The organism is Komagataeibacter saccharivorans, assembly GCF_003207825.1.
Classification (GTDB): Bacteria; Pseudomonadota; Alphaproteobacteria; order Acetobacterales; family Acetobacteraceae; genus Komagataeibacter; species Komagataeibacter saccharivorans.
This window is the reverse complement of sequence record NZ_NKTY01000012.1, coordinates 32,472-53,167: the sequence shown is the minus strand read 5'-3', so window position 1 is coordinate 53,167 and position 20,696 is coordinate 32,472. Positions and strand designations below refer to the sequence as shown.

Below are 20,696 nucleotides of genomic sequence, written 5' to 3'. Positions count from 1 at the left end.
GCCCTGTATCATCAGCCCCGGGGCGCCAGCGGACTGGCGTTAAAGCAGCGCTGGTAATATTCCGCCACCGTCGGGCGTTCCGCCTCGTCGCACTTGTTGAGGAAGGTAACGCGGAAGGCAAACGCAAGATCATTGAAAATACGGAAGTTTTCAGCCCAGCTAATGACCGTGCGCGGTGACATGACGGTGGAAATATCCCCCGCGATAAAGCCCGAACGCGTCAGGTCCGCCAGTGCAACCATGCTTTCAACCCGTTTGCGCCCGGCTTCGTCCTTTTTCGGGTCGATACCCATTTTCGCCAGCACGATGGCCGTTTCCTGCGCGTGTGGCAGATAGTTCAGGGTGGTTACGATGTTCCAGCGGTCCATCTGGCCCTGATTGATCTGCTGCGTGCCGTGATACAGTCCCGTGGTGTCGCCCAGACCGACCGTATTCGCCGTGGCGAACAGGCGGAAGAAGGGATGGGGACGGATCACGCGGTTCTGGTCCAGCAGGGTCAGATGGCCCTCGACTTCCAGTACGCGCTGGATCACGAACATGACATCGGGCCTGCCCGCGTCATATTCATCGAATACCAGCGCGCAGGGATTCTGCAGGCCCCACGGCAGCAGGCCTTCCCGAAACTCGGTAATCTGCTTGCCATCCTTCAGCACGATCGCGTCCTTGCCGATCAGGTCGATGCGCGAGATGTGGCTGTCGAGGTTGATGCGTACGCTGGGCCAGTTCAGACGGGCCGCCACCTGCTCGATATGCGATGACTTGCCGGTACCGTGATAGCCCTGGACCATCACACGGCGGTTGAAGGCAAATCCTGCGAGGATGGCCAGCGTGGTGTCGTGATCGAATTTGTACGAAGGGTCGATGTCGGGCACATGGTCGGTCCGGACCGAGAATGCCGGGACCTTCATATCGCTGTCTATGCCGAACACATCCCGCGCCGAAACGACAAGATCGGGGGCGGAAACAGCCGAGATGGCGGGAAGCGGCGTGCCCTGGGCGTCCACTGCGGCAGTTGTCAGGTCTGCGGGTTCGTTCATCTGCTTTCTTGTCCGTCACTTCGTCTGTTGGGGGCCGCCATGGCGGCAGACCGGCATCCGGTCAGGTGAGTATAGGTGCATACGTAACAATCGGCCAGTGCGCGGGCATGGCCCCGACATATTACCGCTCAGGCGCTGCGGGCCATGTGGTCCCGGCCGGCGGTGGCGACCAGATGCGCGCGCACGGTGGTATAGGCAATGTTGATGCCCTTGAATCGTTCCTCCGCCTTGCGGTCGCCGCCATTGGCATCGGGGTGGTGCTGACGCGCCAGATCCTTGTAGCGGGTCTTCAGTTCCTCCATCGACACCGGCCAGCCAAGGTCCAGCACGCCCAGCGGATATTTGAGGGCATCGGGTGCCTCGGCGCGACGGTCTTCCTGCTGGCGGCGCGCGTGACTGCGCGCCCGGGCCTTCGCCGCCCCCTTGAGCAGGTCGAGGGGGTCCAGCACCTCCTCCTCGCTGAAGGCATGGGCGGCGTTGCCCTGACCCAGCTTCCACGAGGGACGGTTCCATGACGTATCGGCCCGGATATGCGCCTCGATCTGTCCTGGCGACATGCCGCGATAGAAATCCCAGCGGGAATTGTACTCGCGCACGTGTTCAAGGCAGAACCAGAAATACGTGTTCAGCGCATCGCGCGAACGCGGGGCGCGGTATCCCGCGGGCTGGTCACAGTCGTGCATGTCGCAGCACCGATCCGGCGCGTCGGGATCGGGATCAAAGGCGCGGTGTCGGGTGTTCCTTCTCTTCATCATTGTCGTTATGTGCGCCTGTTCATGCTTCGTGCAAGGGCGAAGCTGTGCAATGTATGATCCCGCCATCTATGGAGCCGCCAATGGAACAGCATACAACCGGCCGGGCCGGACGGATCGAACGTATTATACGTGAACACCTCGCCCCCGTGGAACTGCGTATCCACGATGACAGCGCCCGGCACGCCCATCACGTCCATGTGCGCGACAATGGCGTGCAGGCGGGCGAAAGCCATTACAATGTCCTGATCGTCAGCCCCGCTTTCGCGGGCGTGAACCGCGTGGAGCGTTCCCGTCAGGTCCATGCGCTGCTGGCCGATGAATTCGCAGGCGGCATGCATGCCCTGTCCCTCGTGCTGCGCACGCCGGAAGAACAGGCGCGGGTGGCGGCATGAAGCCGGCCTTTCCCTTCGCCACGCGGCGGCTGATGATGGGAGGGCTGCTGACCCTGCTGGCCGCCTGTGCCGGGGCGCCCGCACGCCAGACCATGGACCAGCATGGCGAAATCGAACGGGTTGAAGCCTATCTCAACACATCCCGCGGGTTGCAGGCCAGTTTCGTGCAGACATGGCCCGACGGGGGCAAGGGTCAGGGCATGATGCGTTACGATCCGGGCCGTCTGCGTCTGGATTACACCACACCGGGGGCGATGAAGCTGGTCGCGGCTTCTGGCCATCTGCTGTTTGTGGACCATCGGCGCGATTCGGTCACGCGCATGTCGCTGGGGCGGCAGCCGCTGGGCCTGCTGCTGAACCAGCCGGTGCATCTGGGCGGCCAGATCGCGGTGACGGCCGTGCAGCATGGGGTCAACAGCCTTCAGGTCTCCCTTGCGCGCGCTGACAGCGAATCACAGGGAATCCTGACCCTCGGCTTTTCCGATATTGGCGGAAAACTGTCGCTACTGGTCATTGAAATGACCGATGTGGAACGACAGCATATCCGCCTCGACCTGACCGATACCACCGTAAGCGGCCAGCCGTGGCCTGACACGCTGTTCACCCTCAGCCCCGATAACTGACCCCACGGCCCGGCACGCCTTATCCATGCGTGCCGGGGATGGGGCCGAAACATTCGGACCATGTGGCGGCAAGCGCCGCATCAACCGCGTCCATGCTGACCTTACGGCCCAGCTTCGCAAGGCTGGTCACGCCATATTCGCTGATGCCACAGGGCACGATCCCGCCGAAATCGCTCAGGTCCGGGTCAACATTGATCGCGATTCCATGCCAGCTTACCCAGCGTGTGACGCGCACACCCAGGGCCGCGATCTTTTCTTCCCGCCCCGTGGCGGGGTCGACCACCCATACCCCGATACGGTCGGCACGCCGTTCCCCCACCACGTCAAATCGCCGCAGGGTGCGGATCAGCCACTCCTCCAGCGTATGCACGTAAGCCCGCAGGTCACGCGGGGGCGACATGCCATGCTGAGTGGCAAGGTCCAGCATGACATAGGCGACGCGCTGTCCCGGACCGTGATAGGTCCATTGCCCACCGCGCCCGGCGGAATAGGTGGGATAGCCACGAGGATTGAACAGGTCCGATTCCCGCGCCGACGTACCGGCGGTATAGGTTGGCGGATGCTCAAGCAGCCATACGCGCTCGGGCATCGTGCCCTCCCGGATTCCGCGGGCCTGTGCCTCCATTTCCGCCAGCGCGGCGGGGTAGGGGACCAGATCTGGCGCCCTGTTCCATAAAAACTTGTTTTCAGTCATTGCCCGTTCGTCATCCATCGGTTATACGCCCCTTCATCGTCATGACGGTATCGCCCAGTCGATCATCGTTGTCACGTTGCGGCCATGGCGGAATGGTAGACGCGCAAGCTTGAGGTGCTTGTGGGGGCAACCCCGTGGAAGTTCGAGTCTTCTTGGCCGCACCATATTTTTCCAGAAAACTGATTAAAACGCGAACAGCCCCCGAACAGGGGGCTGCGTTCGTGCGTTCCCGCATAACGGAACGGACATTGATCCCCCGACCGAGAACCGCGCGGCATGCGGGGCAGATGCGGGATAATGTCATAAAAAGGTCATATTATCTTCCGACACAAATCCTGTAGATACTTTCCATCCACAGACCGTTGCCGGACATGCGCAATGCAGGGCAGGGGTTACAAAAAATGTCCACCGGCACACAGTGCTGGCCTCACCCGGGAATCGTGATTTAAATCAGGTCTGGTCCTGCCCTTATATATATGGCCATGATAAAACACGCTATTTCATTGCCATCTGGCAACACGCCATTATTTGGTTCCACTATGGAAACCGACGCCTGCTTGGGCTGTTTGTAATTCGCACGTTGAGGTAGATAATTAGTGATTAAGCCCCTTAAAAAAGCTGTATTGCCGGTTGCCGGTCTTGGAACACGCTTTCTGCCCGCAACGAAGTCGATGCCGAAGGAAATGCTTCCCGTCGTCGATCGTCCGCTGATCCAATACGCAATCGACGAAGCGCGCGAAGCAGGAATCGAGGAATTCTGCCTTGTTTCCAGCCGGGGCAAGGACTCCCTGATCGACTATTTCGATGTCGCTCCGGAACTGGAAGACGCACTGCGCGCACGCAACAAGACTTCCGCGCTGAAGGCGCTGGAAGCTACCCGCGTAACGCCGGGCAGCATGATATCCGTACGCCAGCAGGAGCCGCTGGGGCTCGGGCATGCGATCTGGTGCGCGCGTGAGTTCATCGGTAACGATCCGTTCGCCATCCTCCTGCCTGACGACATCGTGCAGAGCAGGACGTCATGCGTGGCGCAGTTGGCCGAGGTCTACAAGAAGACCGGCGGCAACGTGCTGGCCGTGACCGAAGTGCCGCGCGAACAGACCAGCAGCTACGGCATTCTGGACATTGGCGCGGATGACGGCACGCTGGTCGAGGTCAAGGGCCTGGTTGAAAAGCCCGACCCGAAGGACGCGCCATCCAACCTGTCCGTCATAGGGCGGTATGTGCTGACGGCGGACGTGCTGGTCCACCTCGCCAAGCAGGAAAAGGGCGCGGGCGGCGAAATCCAGCTTACGGACGCCATGGCCAAGACCATTGGCCACGTGCCCTTCCACGGTTACCGTTACGAAGGCAAGCGGTTCGACTGTGGCAGCAAGATCGGTTTCCTCGAGGCCCAGATCGCCTTCGCACTGGAGCGGGAAGACCTCGGTTCTGATGTCCGGAATTTCCTGAAGAAGTACACATGACTTTTTCCCATAAATTCGACCCGACCAGCCTGCGTGAATACGACATCCGCGGGATTGTCGGCAGGACCCTGAAACCGGAAGACGCCTATGCGATCGGCCGTACGTTCGGCAGCATGGTGGCGAAGAATGGCGGTCGTACCGTCGCCATCGGCTACGATGGCCGCCTGTCATCCCCTTCGCTGGAGCGTGCTCTGGTCGATGGCGCCATGGCGGCGGGGATGGAGGTGCTGCGTGTTGGCTGCGGCCCGACACCCATGCTGTATTTCGCATCCGCCGAACTGAAGGCGGATGGAGCGGTCATGGTCACGGGCAGCCATAATCCGCCGGACTATAACGGCTTCAAGATGATGCTCGCCAACAAGCCGTTCTTTGGCGATCAGATCCGTGAACTGGGCCGTCTTGCCGCAGCGGGCGAGGTGGGACCGGAAAAGCCCGGCACCACACGGGATATGGATGTAAAATCCGCCTATGTCGAACGCCTGATGAAGGACTGGGATGGCGCGGACCGCGCGCTCAGGATCGTATGGGATAACGGCAACAGCGCCGCGGGCGAAATCCTGTCGCTGCTGGTGAAGAAGCTGCCCGGCACGCACCGCGTGCTCAATGCTGAAATCGACGGCAGCTTTCCCGCACATCACCCGGACCCGACGGTCGCCAGCAACCTTCAGCAGTTGATTGCCGCCGTGAAGGAAGACGAGGCGGATCTTGGCATTGCATTTGATGGCGATGCCGACCGCATTGGTGTGGTGGACAATACCGGGGCAATCCTGTGGGGCGACCAGCTTCTGGTGGTGCTTGCACGCGACGTGCTGCGTGACCATCCGGGTGCTACGGTCATTGCCGACATCAAGGCCAGTCAGGTCCTGTTTGACGAAATCGGTCGCGCAGGCGGCCAGCCGCTGATGTGGAAAACAGGTCATTCCCTGATCAAGACCAAGATGGCGGAAACCGGCTCCCCGCTGGCGGGCGAAATGTCGGGCCATATTTTCTTTGCCGATAAATGGTACGGATTTGACGACGCACTTTACGCTTCCGTCCGTCTGCTGGGTATCGTCTCGCGCCTGACGGGTCCGCTGTCTGACGTGCGGCTGGCGCTGCCGACTACCATCTCCACCCCGGAACTGCGTTTTGACTGCGCCGATACCCGCAAGTTCGATGTGATTACCGAAGTTGCAGCCCGACTGGAAAAAAGTGGGGCGACGGTATCGCGCATTGATGGCGTACGCGTGACCACGCCCGATGGCTGGTGGCTGCTGCGCGCATCCAACACGCAGGCCGTCCTTGTCGCCCGCGCGGAAGGCAGCACGCATGAGGCACTGGACCGGCTGAAGGCGGAACTGGCCAGCCAGCTTGAACTGTCGGGTATTCACGCACCGGACTTTTCTGGCGAAAACGCAGGCCACTGACCCACGCCCTGACGTGCGGCCTTATTTGCGGCCCGGACCTGTTCCGGGCCGTTTTTTTGTTGAATGCCTGCGAAGGGGGTTTAATAAGCTCCCAACCGGTCCGATATGCCCGCAAGGACCCCATGCAGGACTATTGAGCATAATGGCGACTATTCCTTTCCGATCATTTCTTGTGCCGGGGCAACTGGTCAGCCATCCCGACCACCCGGAATGGGGTGAAGGTCAGGTCCAGTCCGCCATTGGCAAGCGGGTTACGGTCATGTTCCCGCATGCTGGCAAGGTGGCTGTCGATGCCACCGTCGTACAACTGAATGTCCTGTCATAATGGATGGCAGCATGAACATGGCGCCGATGCCGGATGCCTATGGTCGCCTGCTGACCTATCTGCGCGTATCGGTTACCGACCGGTGCGATATGCGCTGCATATACTGCATGGCGGAAGACATGACCTTCCTGCCCAAAGCCGAAATCCTGTCCTTTACGGAACTGGAGCGCCTGTGCGGCGCGTTTATCCGCCATGGCGTGCGCAGGCTGCGGATAACGGGGGGCGAGCCGCTGGTCCGGCGGGATGTGATGTCCTTTTTCCGCGCCATGGGGGGATGGCTGAACCGTCCTGATGGGCTGGCGGGACTGGACGAACTGACGCTTACAACCAATGCAAGCCGACTTGCAGACTATGCCGACGAACTTCGGGCCTGTGGGGTCCGCCGTATCAATGTCAGCCTCGATTCCCTTGATCCCGGGCGCTTCGCCCGCATAACACGACGGGGCAACCTGACACGCACGCTCGAAGGTATCCGGGCCGCGCGTGAAGCGGGCCTTGCCATACGCATCAATACGGTTGCGATGGCGGGACTGAACGAAGATGAATTCGATACGCTGATCGCATGGTGCGGTGAAATCGGGGCCGATCTGTGCCTGATCGAAACCATGCCAATGGGTGAGACCGGGGACGACCGGACCGACCGTTATCTGCCCCTGCTGGATGTCAGGCGCGATCTGGCCCAACGATGGACGCTGGAGCCGGTCGGCTTCCGCACCGGCGGCCCCGCGCGCTATGCCCGCATTGCCGAGACCGGGCGCAGGATCGGCTTCATAACACCCATGACCCATAATTTCTGTGAAAGCTGCAACCGGGTCCGGCTGTCCTGCACCGGCAGGCTGTATACCTGCCTGGGCCATGAAGGATCGACCGACCTGCGTGCGCCCCTACGCGAGGGGGCGGATGATTCGGCAATGATGGACCACGTCCGTGCCGCCATCCTGCGCAAGCCGCGCGGCCATGATTTCCTGATCGGGCGTAGCGCGGATGACCCGGCGCGCGTCACACGCCACATGAGTGTGACGGGCGGCTGAAAGCGGTCTGTCATGCTAGGGGCTGTCGCGCAGGGCATCTTCCAGAGGGGTCGTGAACTGTCCCGGCCGCAGGGGTTGCGGCTGCGTGGGAGCAGGGGCCCAGCCCGTCATGACCGCAATATGCAGGTCCTGCGCGATACTTCCGTCATCGTCACGGGGCAGACGCCCCAGCGCATCGGCCAGCAGGGCAGCAGGCGTGACCTTGCGCGTGCGCTGGCACAGGGCATTTGTCTCGCCAGCGTGCCTCAGATCCGCGATCAGACCCACCGGGGTCTGGTAAGACAGATGGATCACATCCAGATCCGCCACCGGCAGGGCAAATCCCGCGCGTTGCAACAGTCCGGCACAGTCCCGCAGGCCGGGGAAGGGCGCTACCCGTGGCGAAATCCCACCCTGATGCGCGGTTTCGGCTTCCATCAACGCATGGCGCAGCCCGGCCAGCGTAGGCAGGACCGGCATGCAGGCCAGAAACAGCCCATCGGGCACCAGTATATTACGGACCTGCGCCAGCAGCCCCGGCAGGTCATTGACCCAGTGCAGCGACAGGCAGGCCACCACCAGATCAAAACTGGCAGGAGCAAAGGGCAGCCACTCGTCATCCATGCACACCGCAGGACCGCCATCGCGCGCGCACATGCGCGGCGACAGGTCTCCCGCAACCGTGGCGATACCCCGCCCACGCAGCAGGGGGGCCATAACACCCCGTCCACCAATATCCAGCGCCGTGCCGAAGGAACGGGTGACATCATCCAGCCGGTCCAGAAGGCGACCGGCCGCTTCCTCCAGCACGGGCCGGACATGATCGACCTGATCCGCCGCACGGTCCCGATGCAGGCGCACGATACGACGGTCAAATATCTGTGGCACATCCATGCTCATCCCCCCGATGTGCCCCTGCGCATCCGACCTGCCAACCCCACGATCGCGTGAAGACGTGACGCAACCCGAATCCCCGCACTGGTGGCGAAGGGCCGGAACGCAGGTGCTGGATATCCTGTTCCCGCCGCACTGTCTGGGCTGCGGTGTCACGGTCATGCAGGCGGGCCATCTCTGCGGGGCCTGCGTGGCACAACTGCACCTGATAACCGCGCCATACTGCGTCCGTTGCGCGCTGCCGTTCACATCCCGCGCGGCAGGCGGCCCTGCCATGACCTGCGCATCATGTGAAGAAAACCCGCCACCGTGGCAGGCGGGCAGAGCAGCCATGGTTTATGATGACATGCCACGGCGACTGATCCTGCCCCTAAAATATGCTGACCGGACGGAAAACGCACAACTGCTGGCACGTTACATGACGACAGCGGCTGCGGATCTGATCTATGCGGACAGTATGCTCGTGCCCGTTCCGCTACATCGGCGGCGGCTGTTTACGCGCCGGTATAATCAGGCCGCGCTGCTGGCGCGTGCGCTGGGCCGCATGACCGGTGCGCAGACGCTGATGGACGGCCTGATCCGCACGCGCGCAACCCGCCCGCTGGGTGGACAGGGGCGCATCCAGCGCCAGAGGCTGATGCAGGGGGCCATCAGCGTGCGCCCCACCCGACGGGAGGCCATCACGGGGCGCCACATCATCGTGGTGGACGACGTGATGACCACGGGGGCCACGCTTGCCGCCTGCGCCAGCAGCCTGCTGGCCGCGGGCGCCGGACGGGTGGATGTCATCGCCGCCGCGCGTGCCTGTGGCCAGCATGAACAACAATAGGATAAGCTGGTTTCAACAGTCTGCCGCAGATCGTCCCGGTGGACAGACCAACAGCCAAGTGAAGGTTCAATGCCTGCTATCGACATCTACACCCAGCCCGGCTGCCCCTATTGCATCCGCGCCGTCCGCCTGCTGACGCAGAAGGGCGTGTCCTTCAATGAAATCAACGCCCCGCATGGCACGCCAGAACGGGCGGATTCCATCCGGCGTTCAGGTGGCCGTACCACCGTGCCCCAGATCTTTGTCGACAATGCTCCCATTGGCGGCTGTGATGACCTGATGGCGCTGGAACGGGCAGGCAAACTCGACGCCGTGCTGGCCACGGACTGACATCCACGCGGAGAGGGTATGATCCGGTATCAGCTACGCTGTAGCGCGGGACACGAATTCGAAGGGTGGTTTCCCGGCAGCAGCGCATTCGAGCGTCAGGCCGAAAGCGGGCTGCTGTCCTGCCCGCAATGCGGCGTGACAAAGGTGGAACGTGCGCTCATGGCCCCGGCTGTCCACACGGGCGGCGGCATGCCCGCACCGGTTGAACAGGAAGCCGCACCGCCCGCCACGCCACCCGGCCATGCGTCTGCGGGAGTGCCCGACGCCATGATCGCTCTGTTACAGAAAATGCGTGAGACGATTGAGGAACATTGCGAAGACGTGGGCGACCGCTTTGCCGAGGAAGCCCTGAGCATGCATCGGGGCGAAAGCGAAGCCCGGAGCATTTATGGCAACATGACAGCACACGAACGCGCCGAACTGGATGAGGAAGGCGTGGACGTTCAATTGATTCCGTGGGTCCGCCGGGCCGATAGCTAAAGGGAACACGCAGGCACGGACGGCACCACAGGCCATCCGTTGGCATGCCATGTCGGGGAGCGATTTGAAATGCACGACACTAACAAGGACAATGGCGCACGCAGCAGCATGACGGGCATTGTGCACCGTCTGGCCGCCACCGCCGCGACCACGCTATCCGCCATGGCGATTGCAGTGACCATGCAGGGCGCACCCGCCGCCCGCGCTGACAGTCCGGCCGCCGAGCCGGACGTGGTGGGCCACTGGATGACCCGGGACCACGATGGCGTGTTTGAAATCGGCCATTGCGGGCAGAAACTGTGCGGGCGGCTGGTCGGCCTGCGCTATACGACCGAAATGCCCCGTGACAAACGCGGGCAGCCTGAATGCAACCTGCCGATGCTGGACGGGTTTACACCGGATCGGGACGAGCAGGGACACTGGAACGGCCATGTAACCGATCCCGATACGGGACATGTCTACCATGCCAAGCTGTGGGTTTCACAGTCAGGTGACCTGAAGCTGCGCGGCTTCGTGGCGGTGCCGTTATTTGGTGAAACCGAAACATGGAGCCGCTATACCGGTACCATTGGCCCTGCCTGCAAGCTGCCCTAGACCGGGGGCAAAACCATTTCCAACTGATTGGGATCGCCTTTTTTCCATGAGCTGCAACATTTCCCGCCGCGCCTTCGCCTCCACGCTGGTCGCCGCCGCGGGCGCGCCCGCCCTGTCCCGGCGCGCCATGGCCGATGCCCCGGCCAAACCCCGGATCATCTGTTATATCGGCGGCTATACCCAGCACGGTCCGCCGGGGGGCGCAGGCAACGGGCAGGGCATTTCCGTATTTGAAATGAACCCCGATACCAGCAGCCTTTCGCCGCTCATGACCTATGTGGATATTGCCAGCCCATCCTTTCTGGTGCTGTCCGCCGATAACCGCCATCTGTACGCGCTCAGCGAAATCAATGATTTCAATGCGAATCAGGAAGGGTGCGTCACCGCCTTTTCCGTCAACCGCTCCAGCGGTGAACTGACCAAGCTCAACGTGGTGCGTTCAGGCGGTGCCGTGCCCGCACATCTCAGCATCCATGCCTCGGGCAAATATGTGATGGTGGCCAACTACATGGGTGGCACGGTGGGAATCCTGCCGATCCATCCTGATGGCAGTCTGGGCGACCCGACGGACGTGGTGCACAATACCGGCCCGCGCATGCCCGACCGGGCCAGCGACAACCCGCCGGGCAATTTTGCCATAAGCGACCATTCCTCGGCCCATGTGCATATGGTGGCATCCGACCCGTCGGGCCGTTTCGTGCTGGCGTGCGATGCGGGTCTGGACCGGGTATATGTCTGGACACTGGACACCCATGCCGGTCGGCTTGTCCCTGCCAAGACGCCATTCATCGCCATGACGCCGGGGTCCGCCCCGCGCCATTTCGCCTTCAATGAAAAAGGCACGATGATCTACATTCTTGGCGAACAGGATTCGAAAGTGGTGGCCGCCACCTTCAATCCCCAGACCGGCGAAATCGTACCCCAGCAGACCGTCAGCACCGTGACCCCGCATTTCCGTGGCAGCACGCTGGCAGCAGGCATCCTGCTTTCGCCGCAGGGGCGTTACCTGTACGTCTCGAACCGGCTTGGTGATTCGCTGGCCAGTTTCCACGTCAATGACGACGGCACGCTCAACCTTGTGGATGAGATCTGGATGCATGCCGACTACGGGCGTTCGATGATGTTCGATCCCAGCGGCAATTTCCTGTTCTGCGCCAACCAGCGCAGCGATTCGGTCACGTCGTTCAAGGTCAATGCCCAGACCGGGGTACTGGACTTCACGTGGAACTTCACGCCCGTAGGCAGCCCGACCACATTCGCGTTCATGAACACGATCTGAAGCCGGGCCAATAATACCCTTGTGCGCGCCGTTCAGTCGCGCACAAGGGCCGCGATGTAGTTCACCGCCATGTCGCGGCTTTCCCGCCAGCCACCAAGGCCCGGCACCATGCCTGCAACATCGGTCACACGCAGGCCCGCGGCCGCCGCATACTGGCCCAGTTCGGCAGGCGTTATGAACTTGCGCCAGTCATGCGTACCCACGGGAAGCAGTCGCAGCACGTATTCCGCCCCGATCTTGGCCATGGCGAGGGAACGCCATGTCCGGTTCATGGTCGAAACCACCATGACCCCACCGGGGCGCAGAAGGCTGCCAAGCATGCGCAGGAAGGCGGCAGGATCGGTTACGTGCTCGATTACCTCCAGTGCGGAAATGGCGTCATAACGGGCATTTTCCGCCACCAGTTCTTCCGCGCTGCCACAGCGGTAGGCCAGCGGACCGGCGGAAGCGGGCAGGGGATGCTGGCGCAGGTGCAGCCTGCCTGCCGTTATCGCCGCCTGTGCGGCATCAATGCCGGTCACATCAAATCCGGCCCGCGCGAATGCCTCGCTGGCCAGTCCGGCGCCACAGCCGATATCCAGCAGGGTGCGTCGGGCGCCCTGCGCATCTTCGGGTGCCACCAGATGGCGCAGGCTCCACTGAATGCGCAGGTCGTTCATGGCGTGCAGCGGGCGCATCGGGCCAGACGGGTCCCACCACCGGGCGGCCAGATCGCTGAAATGGGCGATCTCGTCCGGGGCGACCGAATCTGCCGACAGAACGGTCGAATCGTGATGCTGCATGGTTGCACCGCCTTTCATTTGGCTTTCTCCCGCTGGACGCGGAAGCTGGGGGGTTGTATGTGACGCGGCTTGCGCATAACCGCAATGCCCCGGATGGCCCGGCAGGGCCGCAATCCGGATAAGCTGATGCCTGAATGATGGAGCCGTTATCCCGATGTCCCCTACCGTACCGCGGATCGTGATGAAATTCGGCGGCACGTCCGTTGCTGATCTGGACCGGATTCGTGCCGTGGCGGAAAAAGTCCGGAAACAGGTGGAGGCGGGATGCGAGGTCGCTGTTGTCGTTTCCGCCATGTCAGGCGTGACCAACCGCCTTGTGGGCTACTGCCGCGATCTTTCCCCCACCCATGACGAACGCGAATACGACAGCGTTGTCGCGACGGGGGAGCAGGTAACAAGCGGCCTTCTGGCCATTGCGCTGCAGAATCTGGGTATCAATGCCCGTTCGTGGCTGGGCTGGCAGATCCCGCTGCGCACGGATGACGCGCACGCCAAGGCCCGCATCGTATCCATTGACGGCACGGCACTGATCGACAGCATGCGCGCAGGGCAGGTGCCGGTCGTGGCCGGTTTCCAGGGCATCGGACCGGACCAGCGGATCACGACTCTGGGCCGTGGCGGTTCCGATACGTCGGCCGTGGCGCTGGCGGCGGCGCTGAAGGCGGATCGCTGCGATATCTACACGGATGTGGACGGAATCTATACAACCGACCCCCGTATTGTTACCAAGGCACGGAAGCTGCCAAGAATTACCTACGAAGAGATGCTCGAACTCGCTTCCGTAGGGGCGAAGGTGCTGCAGACCCGCAGTGTGGAACTGGCCATGAAGGAGCGCGTGCGTGTGCAGGTGCTGTCCAGCTTCACCGATGGTCCGGCACCAACGGAAGGGCATCTGCCCGGTTCATTAGTCGTGGATGAGGACGAAATCGTGGAACAGGAACAGGTCGCCGGAATTGCCTACTCCCGTGATGAGGCGAAGCTTTCCGTACGTCGGGTTCCCGACCGTCCGGGCATTGCCGCGGCGGTGTTCGGCCCGCTGGCGGACAGCAACGTGAACGTGGACATGATTGTCCAGAGCACGGGCGACGACGGCACCACCAACATGACCTTCACCGTCAGCAAGACCGACCTCGCACGCGCCATCGCGTCGCTTGAAAGCCATCGTGACACCATCCAGTACGGCGAACTGCAGACCGACGACGATGTGGTGAAGATCAGCGTGGTGGGTGTTGGCATGCGCTCGCATGCCGGTGTCGCCAGCACGATGTTCCGCACACTGGCCGAACGCAACATCAACGTTCAGGTCATCTCGACCAGCGAAATCAAGGTTTCCGTGCTGATTGCGTCCGAATATACCGAACTCGCGGTGCGCGCCCTGCACACCGCCTACGGTCTGGACGCGGCGTGAGCGCACCGGAAATGACAGCCCCCCACGCAGCCGATCCCACGACCGATCCCGCCCGCCGGGCTGAAGCCCGCAGCCGGCTCGATCACCTGTGCGCACGGGGCACACGCTTTCTGGGCAGCGAATACGCGCTGCTGGCCGGGGCCATGTCCTGGGTCAGCGAGCGCAACCTTGTCTCGGCCATTTCCAACGCCGGTGGCTTTGGCGTGCTGGCCTGTGGTGCGATGGAACCCGAACGTCTGGCCGAGGAAATCGCGGCAACGCAGGCGCTGACCAGCCGCCCCTTCGGCGTCAACCTCATCACCATGCACCCCCGGCTGGATGATCTTGTCCGCGTATGCCTTGATGCCGGTGTGAGCCATGTGGTGCTGGCCGGCGGCATCCCGTCCGGCCCGGTCATCCGCGCGATCAAGGAAGGCGGGGCGAAAGCTATCGGTTTTGCCCCGGCGCTGGTGCTGGCCAAACGTCTGATCCGCCTTGGCATTGACGCACTGGTGATCGAGGGATCGGAAGCTGGCGGCCATGTCGGCCCTGTATCGCTTACGGTTCTGGCGCAGGAAATCCTGCCCCATATCCACGACGTGCCGGTATTTGTCGCAGGTGGGCTGGGGCGGGGGGATGCGATCCTGTCCTATCTGGAACTGGGCGCGTCTGGCGCACAGCTTGGCACGCGTTTCGCCGCATCGCGCGAAAGCATCGCCCACGAGCGGTTCAAGAAAGCCTTCCTCCGCGCCAATGCACGTGACGCCGTAACATCCGTCCAGCTTGACGAACGCTTTCCGGTCATTCCGGTGCGCGGGCTGAGCAATGCAGGCACGCGCCGCTTCCTTGAGCATCAGGCGGAGACCCTGCGACGCTTTCAGGCCGGGGAACTGACCAAGGAAGCCGCCCAGCTTGATATCGAGCATTTCTGGGCCGGTTCCCTGCGCCGGGCCGTGATCGAAGGCGATGTCGAAAACGGTTCCGTCATGGCGGGGCAGTCGGTTGGCATGATCACGAGCGAGCAACCGGTTAGCGAAATCATCAACGAACTGGTCGATCAGGCCATTGACGCCCTGATCCGGCAGGAGGAGAGGGCACGCCACGGATGAGCGACGGCAAGCGCGTTTCCCGCTCCAACCCTGCAACGCCCGCCCCACCGCCGGGTGCCGCACCAACGGCATCCGTGGGTGAGACGCTGCGCGCGCGGCGCGAGGAACTGGGCTGGACCCTGCCTGATGTCGCGGCATGGCTGCGCATCCGCCTGTCTTATCTGGAGGCACTTGAGGCGGGGCGTCCGGGGGAACTGCCGGGCAGCGCCTATGCCGTTGGTTTCCTGCGCACCTATGCCAATGCGCTGGACCTGAAGAATACCGAACAGCTTGTCCAGCGCTTCAAGACTGAAAGCCGTGGCGCTTTCACCCGTCGCGCCGAACTGTCCTTTCCCGTTCCGCTGCCGGATCGGGGCCTTCCCACGGGTGTCCTGCTGTTATGCGGTATCGTCATTCTGGTCGGGGCCTATGTCGGGTGGTACCATTTCACCGGTTCGCAGGGTATCGACCATGATATCCGGGCCAAGCTGACACTGCCCGGACTGTCATCGGCCACTACCGCGTCGCCGCAGGTGGCGTCCGTCCTGCCACCGGCGGATGAACAGCCGGTTCCGCCGCCGCAGCCCCTTGCGCCGCAGGAACGCGAAGCCCTGACCGGCACGCCTGCTGCCCCACCGCCCGCACCGGCGGCCACGCCTCCCGTACCGCTGGAAAAGATGGGAGAGGACCGCAACGCACTGGCGCAGCAGGCCGCCGCCCCGCAGGCACCGCCGCCACCCGCCGTGACAGACAGTGTGACATTGAACGCTTCCGCCGCGACATGGGTGCAGGTGCGCAGGCCGGGTGGGCCTGTGCTGTACGACCATGTGCTCCAGCCCGGTGAAACATGGCAGAGCCCCCAGGGCCAGAGCGGGCTGGAACTGACGGTCGGCAATGCGGGAGGGCTGACACTTTCCGCCGGTGGTGTTACAACGCAGCCGCTGGGGCGCAATGGTGAGGTCAGGCGTAATATACCGCTGAATCCCGCGGCAGTTGCCGATGGATCGGTTCTGGTTTCACAGCCTGTGCCTGCCGCGCAACCCGCCACAGGTACCACACCGGCTGGCACAACGGTAACGGGGAGTGGCAATTATCAGTCATCGCCTCTCCCGTCTCACGTCGATCCGGAGTAGAATGGTCTTCTACGGCATGGTCCCCTCCCGGTCGCCATGTCGAAAAACGGCATGTAAAAGATCCCCGGGCTATGCCGCGCCCCGCCATAGCGGGCCGGAATACAAACCGCCGCCTTATCTGGAGGGCACATAATGAGCAGCTATCGTCCTTATCAGCACATCGAACGCCGCAAGTCGCGGCAGATCCACGTCGGCAATGTGCCGGTGGGGGGGGATGCCCCCGTTTCGGTCCAGACGATGACCAATACACTGACCACCGATGCACAGGCCACGATCGCCCAGATCCGCCGGGCCGAACTGGCTGGTGTGGATATCGTGCGCGTGTCCTGCCCCGATGAGGAAAGCACGAAGGCGCTGGCCGAAATCGTGCGCGAGGTGAATGTTCCCATCGTGGCGGACATCCACTTCCACTACAAACGCGCCATCGAAGCGGCGAAGGCCGGGGCAGCGTGCCTGCGTATCAACCCGGGCAATATCGGCAGCGCCGAGCGCGTGCGTGAGGTGGTGAACGCCGCCAAGGACCATAACTGCTCCATCCGCATCGGCGTCAACGCCGGTTCGCTGGAAAAGCACCTGCTTGAAAAATATGGCGAGCCTAACCCCGAAGCACTGGTGGAAAGCGCGCTGGAACACGCCAAGATCCTTGAAGATCATGATTTCCATGAATTCAAGATCAGCGTGAAGGCGTCGGACGTGTTCATGGCGGTCGCGGCCTACCAGCAACTGGCCGATGTATGCGATCACCCGCTGCATATCGGCATTACCGAAGCGGGCAGCAAGCGCGCGGGCACCGTCAAGTCCTCCATCGGGCTGGGCAACCTTCTGTGGGCGGGTGTGGGCGACACCATGCGTGTCTCGCTCTCGGCCGAGCCGGAAGAAGAAGTGCTGGTCGGCTGGGATATCCTCAAGTCACTGGGCCTGCGCCACCGTGGCGTGAAGATCATTTCCTGCCCGTCCTGCGCGCGTCAGGGCTTCAACGTGATCCAGACCGTGCAGACGCTGGAAGACCGTCTGGCGCACATCAAGACGCCCATGACGCTGTCGATTATCGGCTGTGTGGTCAATGGTCCCGGTGAGGCGCTGATGACCGATATCGGCGTTACCGGCGGTGGCTCCGGTCGCCACATGGTCTATTCGGCAGGCAAGCAGGACCACACCATGCCTGCGGGCGACATGATCGAACATATCGTCGATCTGGTGGAAAAGAAGGTCGCTGCCCTTGAAGCGGCTGACGCCGCCAATACCCCGGCTGAGGAAATGGCGCGCGAAGCCGCCATGTCCCCCGTGGAATGATGACCCGTGGCGCACCGTTACGGTGCGCCACACACCGGCCCGCAATGCGGGCCGGTTACAGAACGCAGGATTTCGCCTAGTGAGCAGCATACAGCCCGTCCGTGGCACCCATGACCTGATTGGTGAGGACCACAGGCGCTTTACCCATGTTGTGGAGACCGCGCGTCGCATCGTCAGTCTTTACGGGTTCGATGAATGGGCGACCCCCATTTTCGAGGACACACGGGTCTTTTCCCGCTCATTGGGCGATACATCCGACGTCGTTTCCAAGGAGATGTACACGTTCAAGGACCGGGGCGGCGAATCGCTGACCCTGCGCCCCGAAGGCACCGCCGCCATCTGCCGCGCACTCGTCACCAACGGGCTGACGCAGTCCCTGCCGCAAAAGGTGTTCTACGCGGGACCCATGTTCCGCTACGAACGCCCGCAGAAGGGACGTTACCGCCAGTTTCACCAGATTGGCGCCGAACTGCTCGGGGCCGCCGAACCGCTGGCGGATGCCGAAGTGATCGCCATGGGGCGCGACGTGCTGCGTGCGCTGGGTATCGAGAACGAGACCGTGCTCGAACTCAATACGCTGGGCGATACCGCCAGTCGTGATGCGTGGCGCACGGCCCTGATCGCGCATTTCCGCGCCCACCGCGCCAATCTCTCTGCGGACAGTCAGGCGCGGCTTGAACGCAATCCGCTGCGTATCCTTGACAGCAAGGATGAAAACGACCGCAGGCTGGTTGCCGATGCCCCCACCATTGCACGGTTCCTGACACCTCAAGCGCGGGAATTCTGGGATGACCTGCGCCGCACGCTTGATCTTATGGGCGTGCGCTTCAGGGAAAATCCCGGCATCGTCCGGGGGCTGGACTATTACGGGCATACCGCGTTCGAATTCGTCACCACCCGCCTTGGCGCACAGGGTACGGTGCTGGCCGGTGGGCGGTATGACGGTCTGGTCGCGGAAATGGGTGGGCCGAAAACACCCGCCATTGGCTGGGCTGGCGGTATCGAACGACTGTCGATGCTGCTTGACAGCACACCCGCCGAACCACGTCCGGTCGCCATCATCCCGATGGGAGCGAACGCGCAGGAGATGGCGATCAAGGTATTGCAGGGCCTGCGGGCTGCCGGCATCCGGGCGGAAACATCATACCGCGGCAACATGAAGCGCAGGCTTGAACGGGCCAACCGCATGAAGGCTACCCATGCCATCCTGATTGGCGGCGATGAGATCGCGCGCGGCGTGGTACAGGCCAAGGATCTGGATAGCGGACAACAGACCGAGGTGCCCATGGATGGCGTGGCGGCCTTCCTTCTGCCCGGAACACCCGGAAAGGCCTAACCGTGGCACAGTTTGACGACCGTCTGGACCGTATCGTTGCGCGCAGCGAGGAATTGCAGGCCATGCTGGCTGAAGGGCTGTCCGGTAACGATTTCAGTCAGGCATCGCGTGAATATGCCGAACTGGAACCCGTAGTGGCGCGCGTCAGCGCGCTACGGGCCGCGGAACAGGCGGAACAGGACGCCAGCCAGATGCTGGAAGACCCGGAAATGCGCGAACTGGCGCAGGCGGAACTGGATGGGTTGCGCGCACAGATCCCCGATCTGCGCCACGCCATCCGTCTGGCCATGCTTCCGCGTGACGAAGCGGATGAACGCAGCGCCATTCTTGAAATCCGTCCTGCTGCGGGCGGCGATGAAGCCGGACTGTTCGCCGCCGAACTGTTTGGCGCGTACCAGCGCTATGCCGACCAGCGGGGATGGCGGTTCGAGATACTGGAATACGACCAGTCCGAACTGGGCGGCCTGCGCGAAGGGATTGCCAGCATCACCGGGCGCGGGGTGTTTGCGCGGCTGAAATACGAATCGGGCGTGCACCGTGTGCAGCGCGTCCCGGCTACCGAAAGCCAGGGACGCATCCATACCTCCACCGTGACCGTCGCCGTCCTGCCTGAAGCGGAAGAAGTGGACGTGCAGGTCAATGAAGGCGACCTGCGCATTGATGTCTACCGTGCATCCGGCGCGGGCGGCCAGCATGTCAACAAGACCGAAAGCGCCGTGCGCATTACCCACCTGCCCACCAATATCGTGGTGACGATGCAGGAGGAAAAAAGCCAGCACAAGAACCGCGCCAAGGCGATGAAGATCCTGCGCGCCCGCCTGTATGAACGCAGCCGGGCCGCCGCCCATGAAAGCCGTGCCGCCGACCGCCGCGCGCAGGTCGGCACAGGCGACCGTTCCGAACGCATACGCACCTATAACTTCCCGCAGGGTCGCGTGACCGACCACCGCATCGGCCTGACACTGTACAAGATCGACCGTGTGATGACCGGGGAACTGGATGAGTTTGTGGACGCGCTGACACAGGAAGAACAGGCCGCCCTGCTTGCCGCGGACGAAGGTTAGGCCCGGTGGAGGAACCCGCGCCTACGATGTGGGCGGGGTGCAGAGCGAACTGTGACCGGGATGACGCTCCACCACCTCCGGGTCATCAGGATCGGCAAGGTAGAATTCGGTGAAATTGCGTGCCCCCAGCGCGACAAGATGATGGCCATCCGGATCATGCAGCACGCCTTCACCACTGACCTGATGGATCTCGACGCCGGTGCCGCCATGACGGCGGATGGTGATTTCCCCACACAGGGCGTAGCTGTGGTTCGTGCGTCCCATCGCAGTCTCGATATGCGCGGTCTGGCTGGTATGGTCATGATCGAGGGTAAAGGTCGCGACCAGATGTTCATCCACATACAGACGCGACACTTCCGACACTTCTTCCGAACTGCACCCGTCCTCCACCTCGAACGACCCGGCGAAAGCAGGGGTGACGAGGGCCGTGCACAGCACGGTGGCGATTACGCTCCGCGCAAGGCGGGATAAAAGGACGGACGTTTGCATGAGTCCAAAA

The 20,696-nt window shown here is 62.7% G+C and carries 23 protein-coding genes and 1 tRNA gene; 18 read left to right on the top strand and 6 right to left on the bottom strand.

Annotation, left to right across the window (positions count from 1 at the left end; genetic code table 11):
• Nucleotides 1–11: 11 nt before the first annotated feature.
• Nucleotides 12–1,037 (bottom strand): cobaltochelatase subunit CobS, encoded by a 1,026-nt coding sequence (cobS, locus tag CFR79_RS08750; RefSeq protein WP_102323594.1) that lies wholly within the window; start codon nt 1,035–1,037, stop codon nt 12–14.
• 128 nt (nt 1,038–1,165) lie between these two features.
• Nucleotides 1,166–1,792 carry a J domain-containing protein gene (locus tag CFR79_RS08745; RefSeq protein WP_110547634.1) on the bottom strand — a complete coding sequence of 209 codons (627 nt, stop codon included), beginning with the start codon at nt 1,790–1,792 and terminating at the stop codon, nt 1,166–1,168.
• Nucleotides 1,793–1,872: 80 nt separating this feature from the next.
• Between CFR79_RS08745 and CFR79_RS08740 the strand changes: the two genes are divergently transcribed.
• A complete protein-coding gene (locus CFR79_RS08740) occupies nt 1,873–2,184 on the top strand; it encodes a BolA family protein (RefSeq protein ID WP_110547633.1) in 312 nt (103 codons plus the stop codon).
• Nucleotides 2,181–2,807 carry a LolA family protein gene (locus CFR79_RS08735; protein WP_110547632.1) on the top strand — a complete coding sequence of 209 codons (627 nt, stop codon included), beginning with the start codon at nt 2,181–2,183 and terminating at the stop codon, nt 2,805–2,807. Before CFR79_RS08740 ends, CFR79_RS08735 begins: the two co-directional genes overlap by 4 nt.
• Nucleotides 2,808–2,826: 19 nt before the next feature.
• On the opposite strand, the gene lipB is transcribed toward CFR79_RS08735, so the two are convergent.
• Nucleotides 2,827–3,519 (bottom strand): lipoyl(octanoyl) transferase LipB, encoded by a 693-nt coding sequence (lipB, locus tag CFR79_RS08730; protein WP_110547631.1) that lies wholly within the window; start codon nt 3,517–3,519, stop codon nt 2,827–2,829.
• Between the two features lie 60 nt (nt 3,520–3,579).
• On the opposite strand from lipB, the gene CFR79_RS08725 reads away from it, so the two are divergent.
• From CFR79_RS08725 to moaA, 5 genes are all read left to right on the top strand, one after another.
• Nucleotides 3,580–3,665 (top strand) — tRNA-Leu (locus CFR79_RS08725).
• A 432-nt stretch (nt 3,666–4,097) separates the two neighbouring features.
• The gene (galU, locus tag CFR79_RS08720; RefSeq protein ID WP_102323589.1) at nt 4,098–4,967 is read left to right on the top strand and encodes a UTP--glucose-1-phosphate uridylyltransferase GalU; all 870 of its coding nucleotides are present in this window, start codon (nt 4,098–4,100) and stop codon (nt 4,965–4,967) included.
• Nucleotides 4,964–6,373 carry a phosphoglucomutase/phosphomannomutase PgmG gene (gene pgmG, locus CFR79_RS08715; RefSeq protein WP_110547630.1) on the top strand — a complete coding sequence of 470 codons (1,410 nt, stop codon included), beginning with the start codon at nt 4,964–4,966 and terminating at the stop codon, nt 6,371–6,373. The genes galU and pgmG overlap by 4 nt, the downstream gene beginning before the upstream one ends.
• Before the next feature lie 142 nt (nt 6,374–6,515).
• Nucleotides 6,516–6,698, top strand: a complete 183-nt coding sequence (locus tag CFR79_RS08710; protein WP_102323587.1) for a DUF3553 domain-containing protein — start codon at nt 6,516–6,518, stop codon at nt 6,696–6,698.
• Nucleotides 6,699–6,709: 11 nt separating this feature from the next.
• Nucleotides 6,710–7,729: a GTP 3',8-cyclase MoaA gene (gene moaA, locus CFR79_RS08705; RefSeq protein ID WP_110547658.1), complete on the top strand. Its 1,020-nt coding sequence runs from the start codon at nt 6,710–6,712 to the stop codon at nt 7,727–7,729.
• A gap of 15 nt (nt 7,730–7,744) precedes the next feature.
• On the opposite strand, the gene CFR79_RS08700 is transcribed toward moaA, so the two are convergent.
• Entirely contained in the window at nt 7,745–8,608 is an 864-nt protein-coding gene (locus CFR79_RS08700) for a methyltransferase domain-containing protein (protein WP_110547629.1), read from the bottom strand.
• Between CFR79_RS08700 and CFR79_RS08695 the strand changes: the two genes are divergently transcribed.
• The 5 genes from CFR79_RS08695 to CFR79_RS08675 all read left to right on the top strand — a co-directional run bounded on the left by CFR79_RS08695 (nt 8,601) and on the right by CFR79_RS08675 (nt 12,114).
• Nucleotides 8,601–9,431: a ComF family protein gene (locus CFR79_RS08695; protein ID WP_258373484.1), complete on the top strand. Its 831-nt coding sequence runs from the start codon at nt 8,601–8,603 to the stop codon at nt 9,429–9,431. The two genes, CFR79_RS08700 and CFR79_RS08695, sit on opposite strands and share 8 nt — an antisense overlap.
• 69 nt (nt 9,432–9,500) lie before the next feature.
• Nucleotides 9,501–9,761, top strand: coding sequence for a glutaredoxin 3 (grxC, locus tag CFR79_RS08690; RefSeq protein WP_102323584.1), 261 nt, complete (start codon nt 9,501–9,503; stop codon nt 9,759–9,761).
• 18 nt (nt 9,762–9,779) lie between these two features.
• A complete protein-coding gene (locus CFR79_RS08685) occupies nt 9,780–10,241 on the top strand; it encodes a DUF1178 family protein (RefSeq protein WP_110547627.1) in 462 nt (153 codons plus the stop codon).
• Between the two features lie 69 nt (nt 10,242–10,310).
• Nucleotides 10,311–10,835, top strand: coding sequence for a DUF2147 domain-containing protein (locus tag CFR79_RS08680; protein ID WP_102323582.1), 525 nt, complete (start codon nt 10,311–10,313; stop codon nt 10,833–10,835).
• 46 nt (nt 10,836–10,881) lie between these two features.
• Entirely contained in the window at nt 10,882–12,114 is a 1,233-nt protein-coding gene (locus CFR79_RS08675) for a lactonase family protein (protein ID WP_102323581.1), read from the top strand.
• Between the two features lie 32 nt (nt 12,115–12,146).
• Here CFR79_RS08675 and ubiG read toward each other — a convergent pair whose 3' ends face one another.
• Nucleotides 12,147–12,896, bottom strand: a complete 750-nt coding sequence (gene ubiG / locus CFR79_RS08670) for a bifunctional 2-polyprenyl-6-hydroxyphenol methylase/3-demethylubiquinol 3-O-methyltransferase UbiG (protein ID WP_110547626.1) — start codon at nt 12,894–12,896, stop codon at nt 12,147–12,149.
• A 154-nt stretch (nt 12,897–13,050) separates the two neighbouring features.
• Between ubiG and CFR79_RS08665 the strand changes: the two genes are divergently transcribed.
• The 6 genes from CFR79_RS08665 to prfA all read left to right on the top strand — a co-directional run bounded on the left by CFR79_RS08665 (nt 13,051) and on the right by prfA (nt 20,197).
• Nucleotides 13,051–14,304 (top strand): aspartate kinase, encoded by a 1,254-nt coding sequence (locus CFR79_RS08665; RefSeq protein WP_102323580.1) that lies wholly within the window; start codon nt 13,051–13,053, stop codon nt 14,302–14,304.
• A gap of 11 nt (nt 14,305–14,315) precedes the next feature.
• A complete protein-coding gene (locus tag CFR79_RS08660; RefSeq protein WP_102323579.1) occupies nt 14,316–15,392 on the top strand; it encodes an NAD(P)H-dependent flavin oxidoreductase in 1,077 nt (358 codons plus the stop codon).
• Nucleotides 15,389–16,504, top strand: a complete 1,116-nt coding sequence (locus CFR79_RS08655) for a helix-turn-helix domain-containing protein (RefSeq protein WP_110547625.1) — start codon at nt 15,389–15,391, stop codon at nt 16,502–16,504. Before CFR79_RS08660 ends, CFR79_RS08655 begins: the two co-directional genes overlap by 4 nt.
• Before the next feature lie 132 nt (nt 16,505–16,636).
• Nucleotides 16,637–17,797: a flavodoxin-dependent (E)-4-hydroxy-3-methylbut-2-enyl-diphosphate synthase gene (gene ispG, locus CFR79_RS08650; RefSeq protein WP_102323577.1), complete on the top strand. Its 1,161-nt coding sequence runs from the start codon at nt 16,637–16,639 to the stop codon at nt 17,795–17,797.
• A gap of 79 nt (nt 17,798–17,876) precedes the next feature.
• A complete protein-coding gene (hisS, locus tag CFR79_RS08645) occupies nt 17,877–19,133 on the top strand; it encodes a histidine--tRNA ligase (RefSeq protein ID WP_110547624.1) in 1,257 nt (418 codons plus the stop codon).
• Between the two features lie 2 nt (nt 19,134–19,135).
• Entirely contained in the window at nt 19,136–20,197 is a 1,062-nt protein-coding gene (gene prfA / locus CFR79_RS08640) for a peptide chain release factor 1 (RefSeq protein ID WP_110547623.1), read from the top strand.
• A gap of 21 nt (nt 20,198–20,218) precedes the next feature.
• On the opposite strand, the gene CFR79_RS08635 is transcribed toward prfA, so the two are convergent.
• A complete protein-coding gene (locus CFR79_RS08635; protein ID WP_102323574.1) occupies nt 20,219–20,686 on the bottom strand; it encodes a hypothetical protein in 468 nt (155 codons plus the stop codon).
• Nucleotides 20,687–20,696 lie beyond the last annotated feature (10 nt).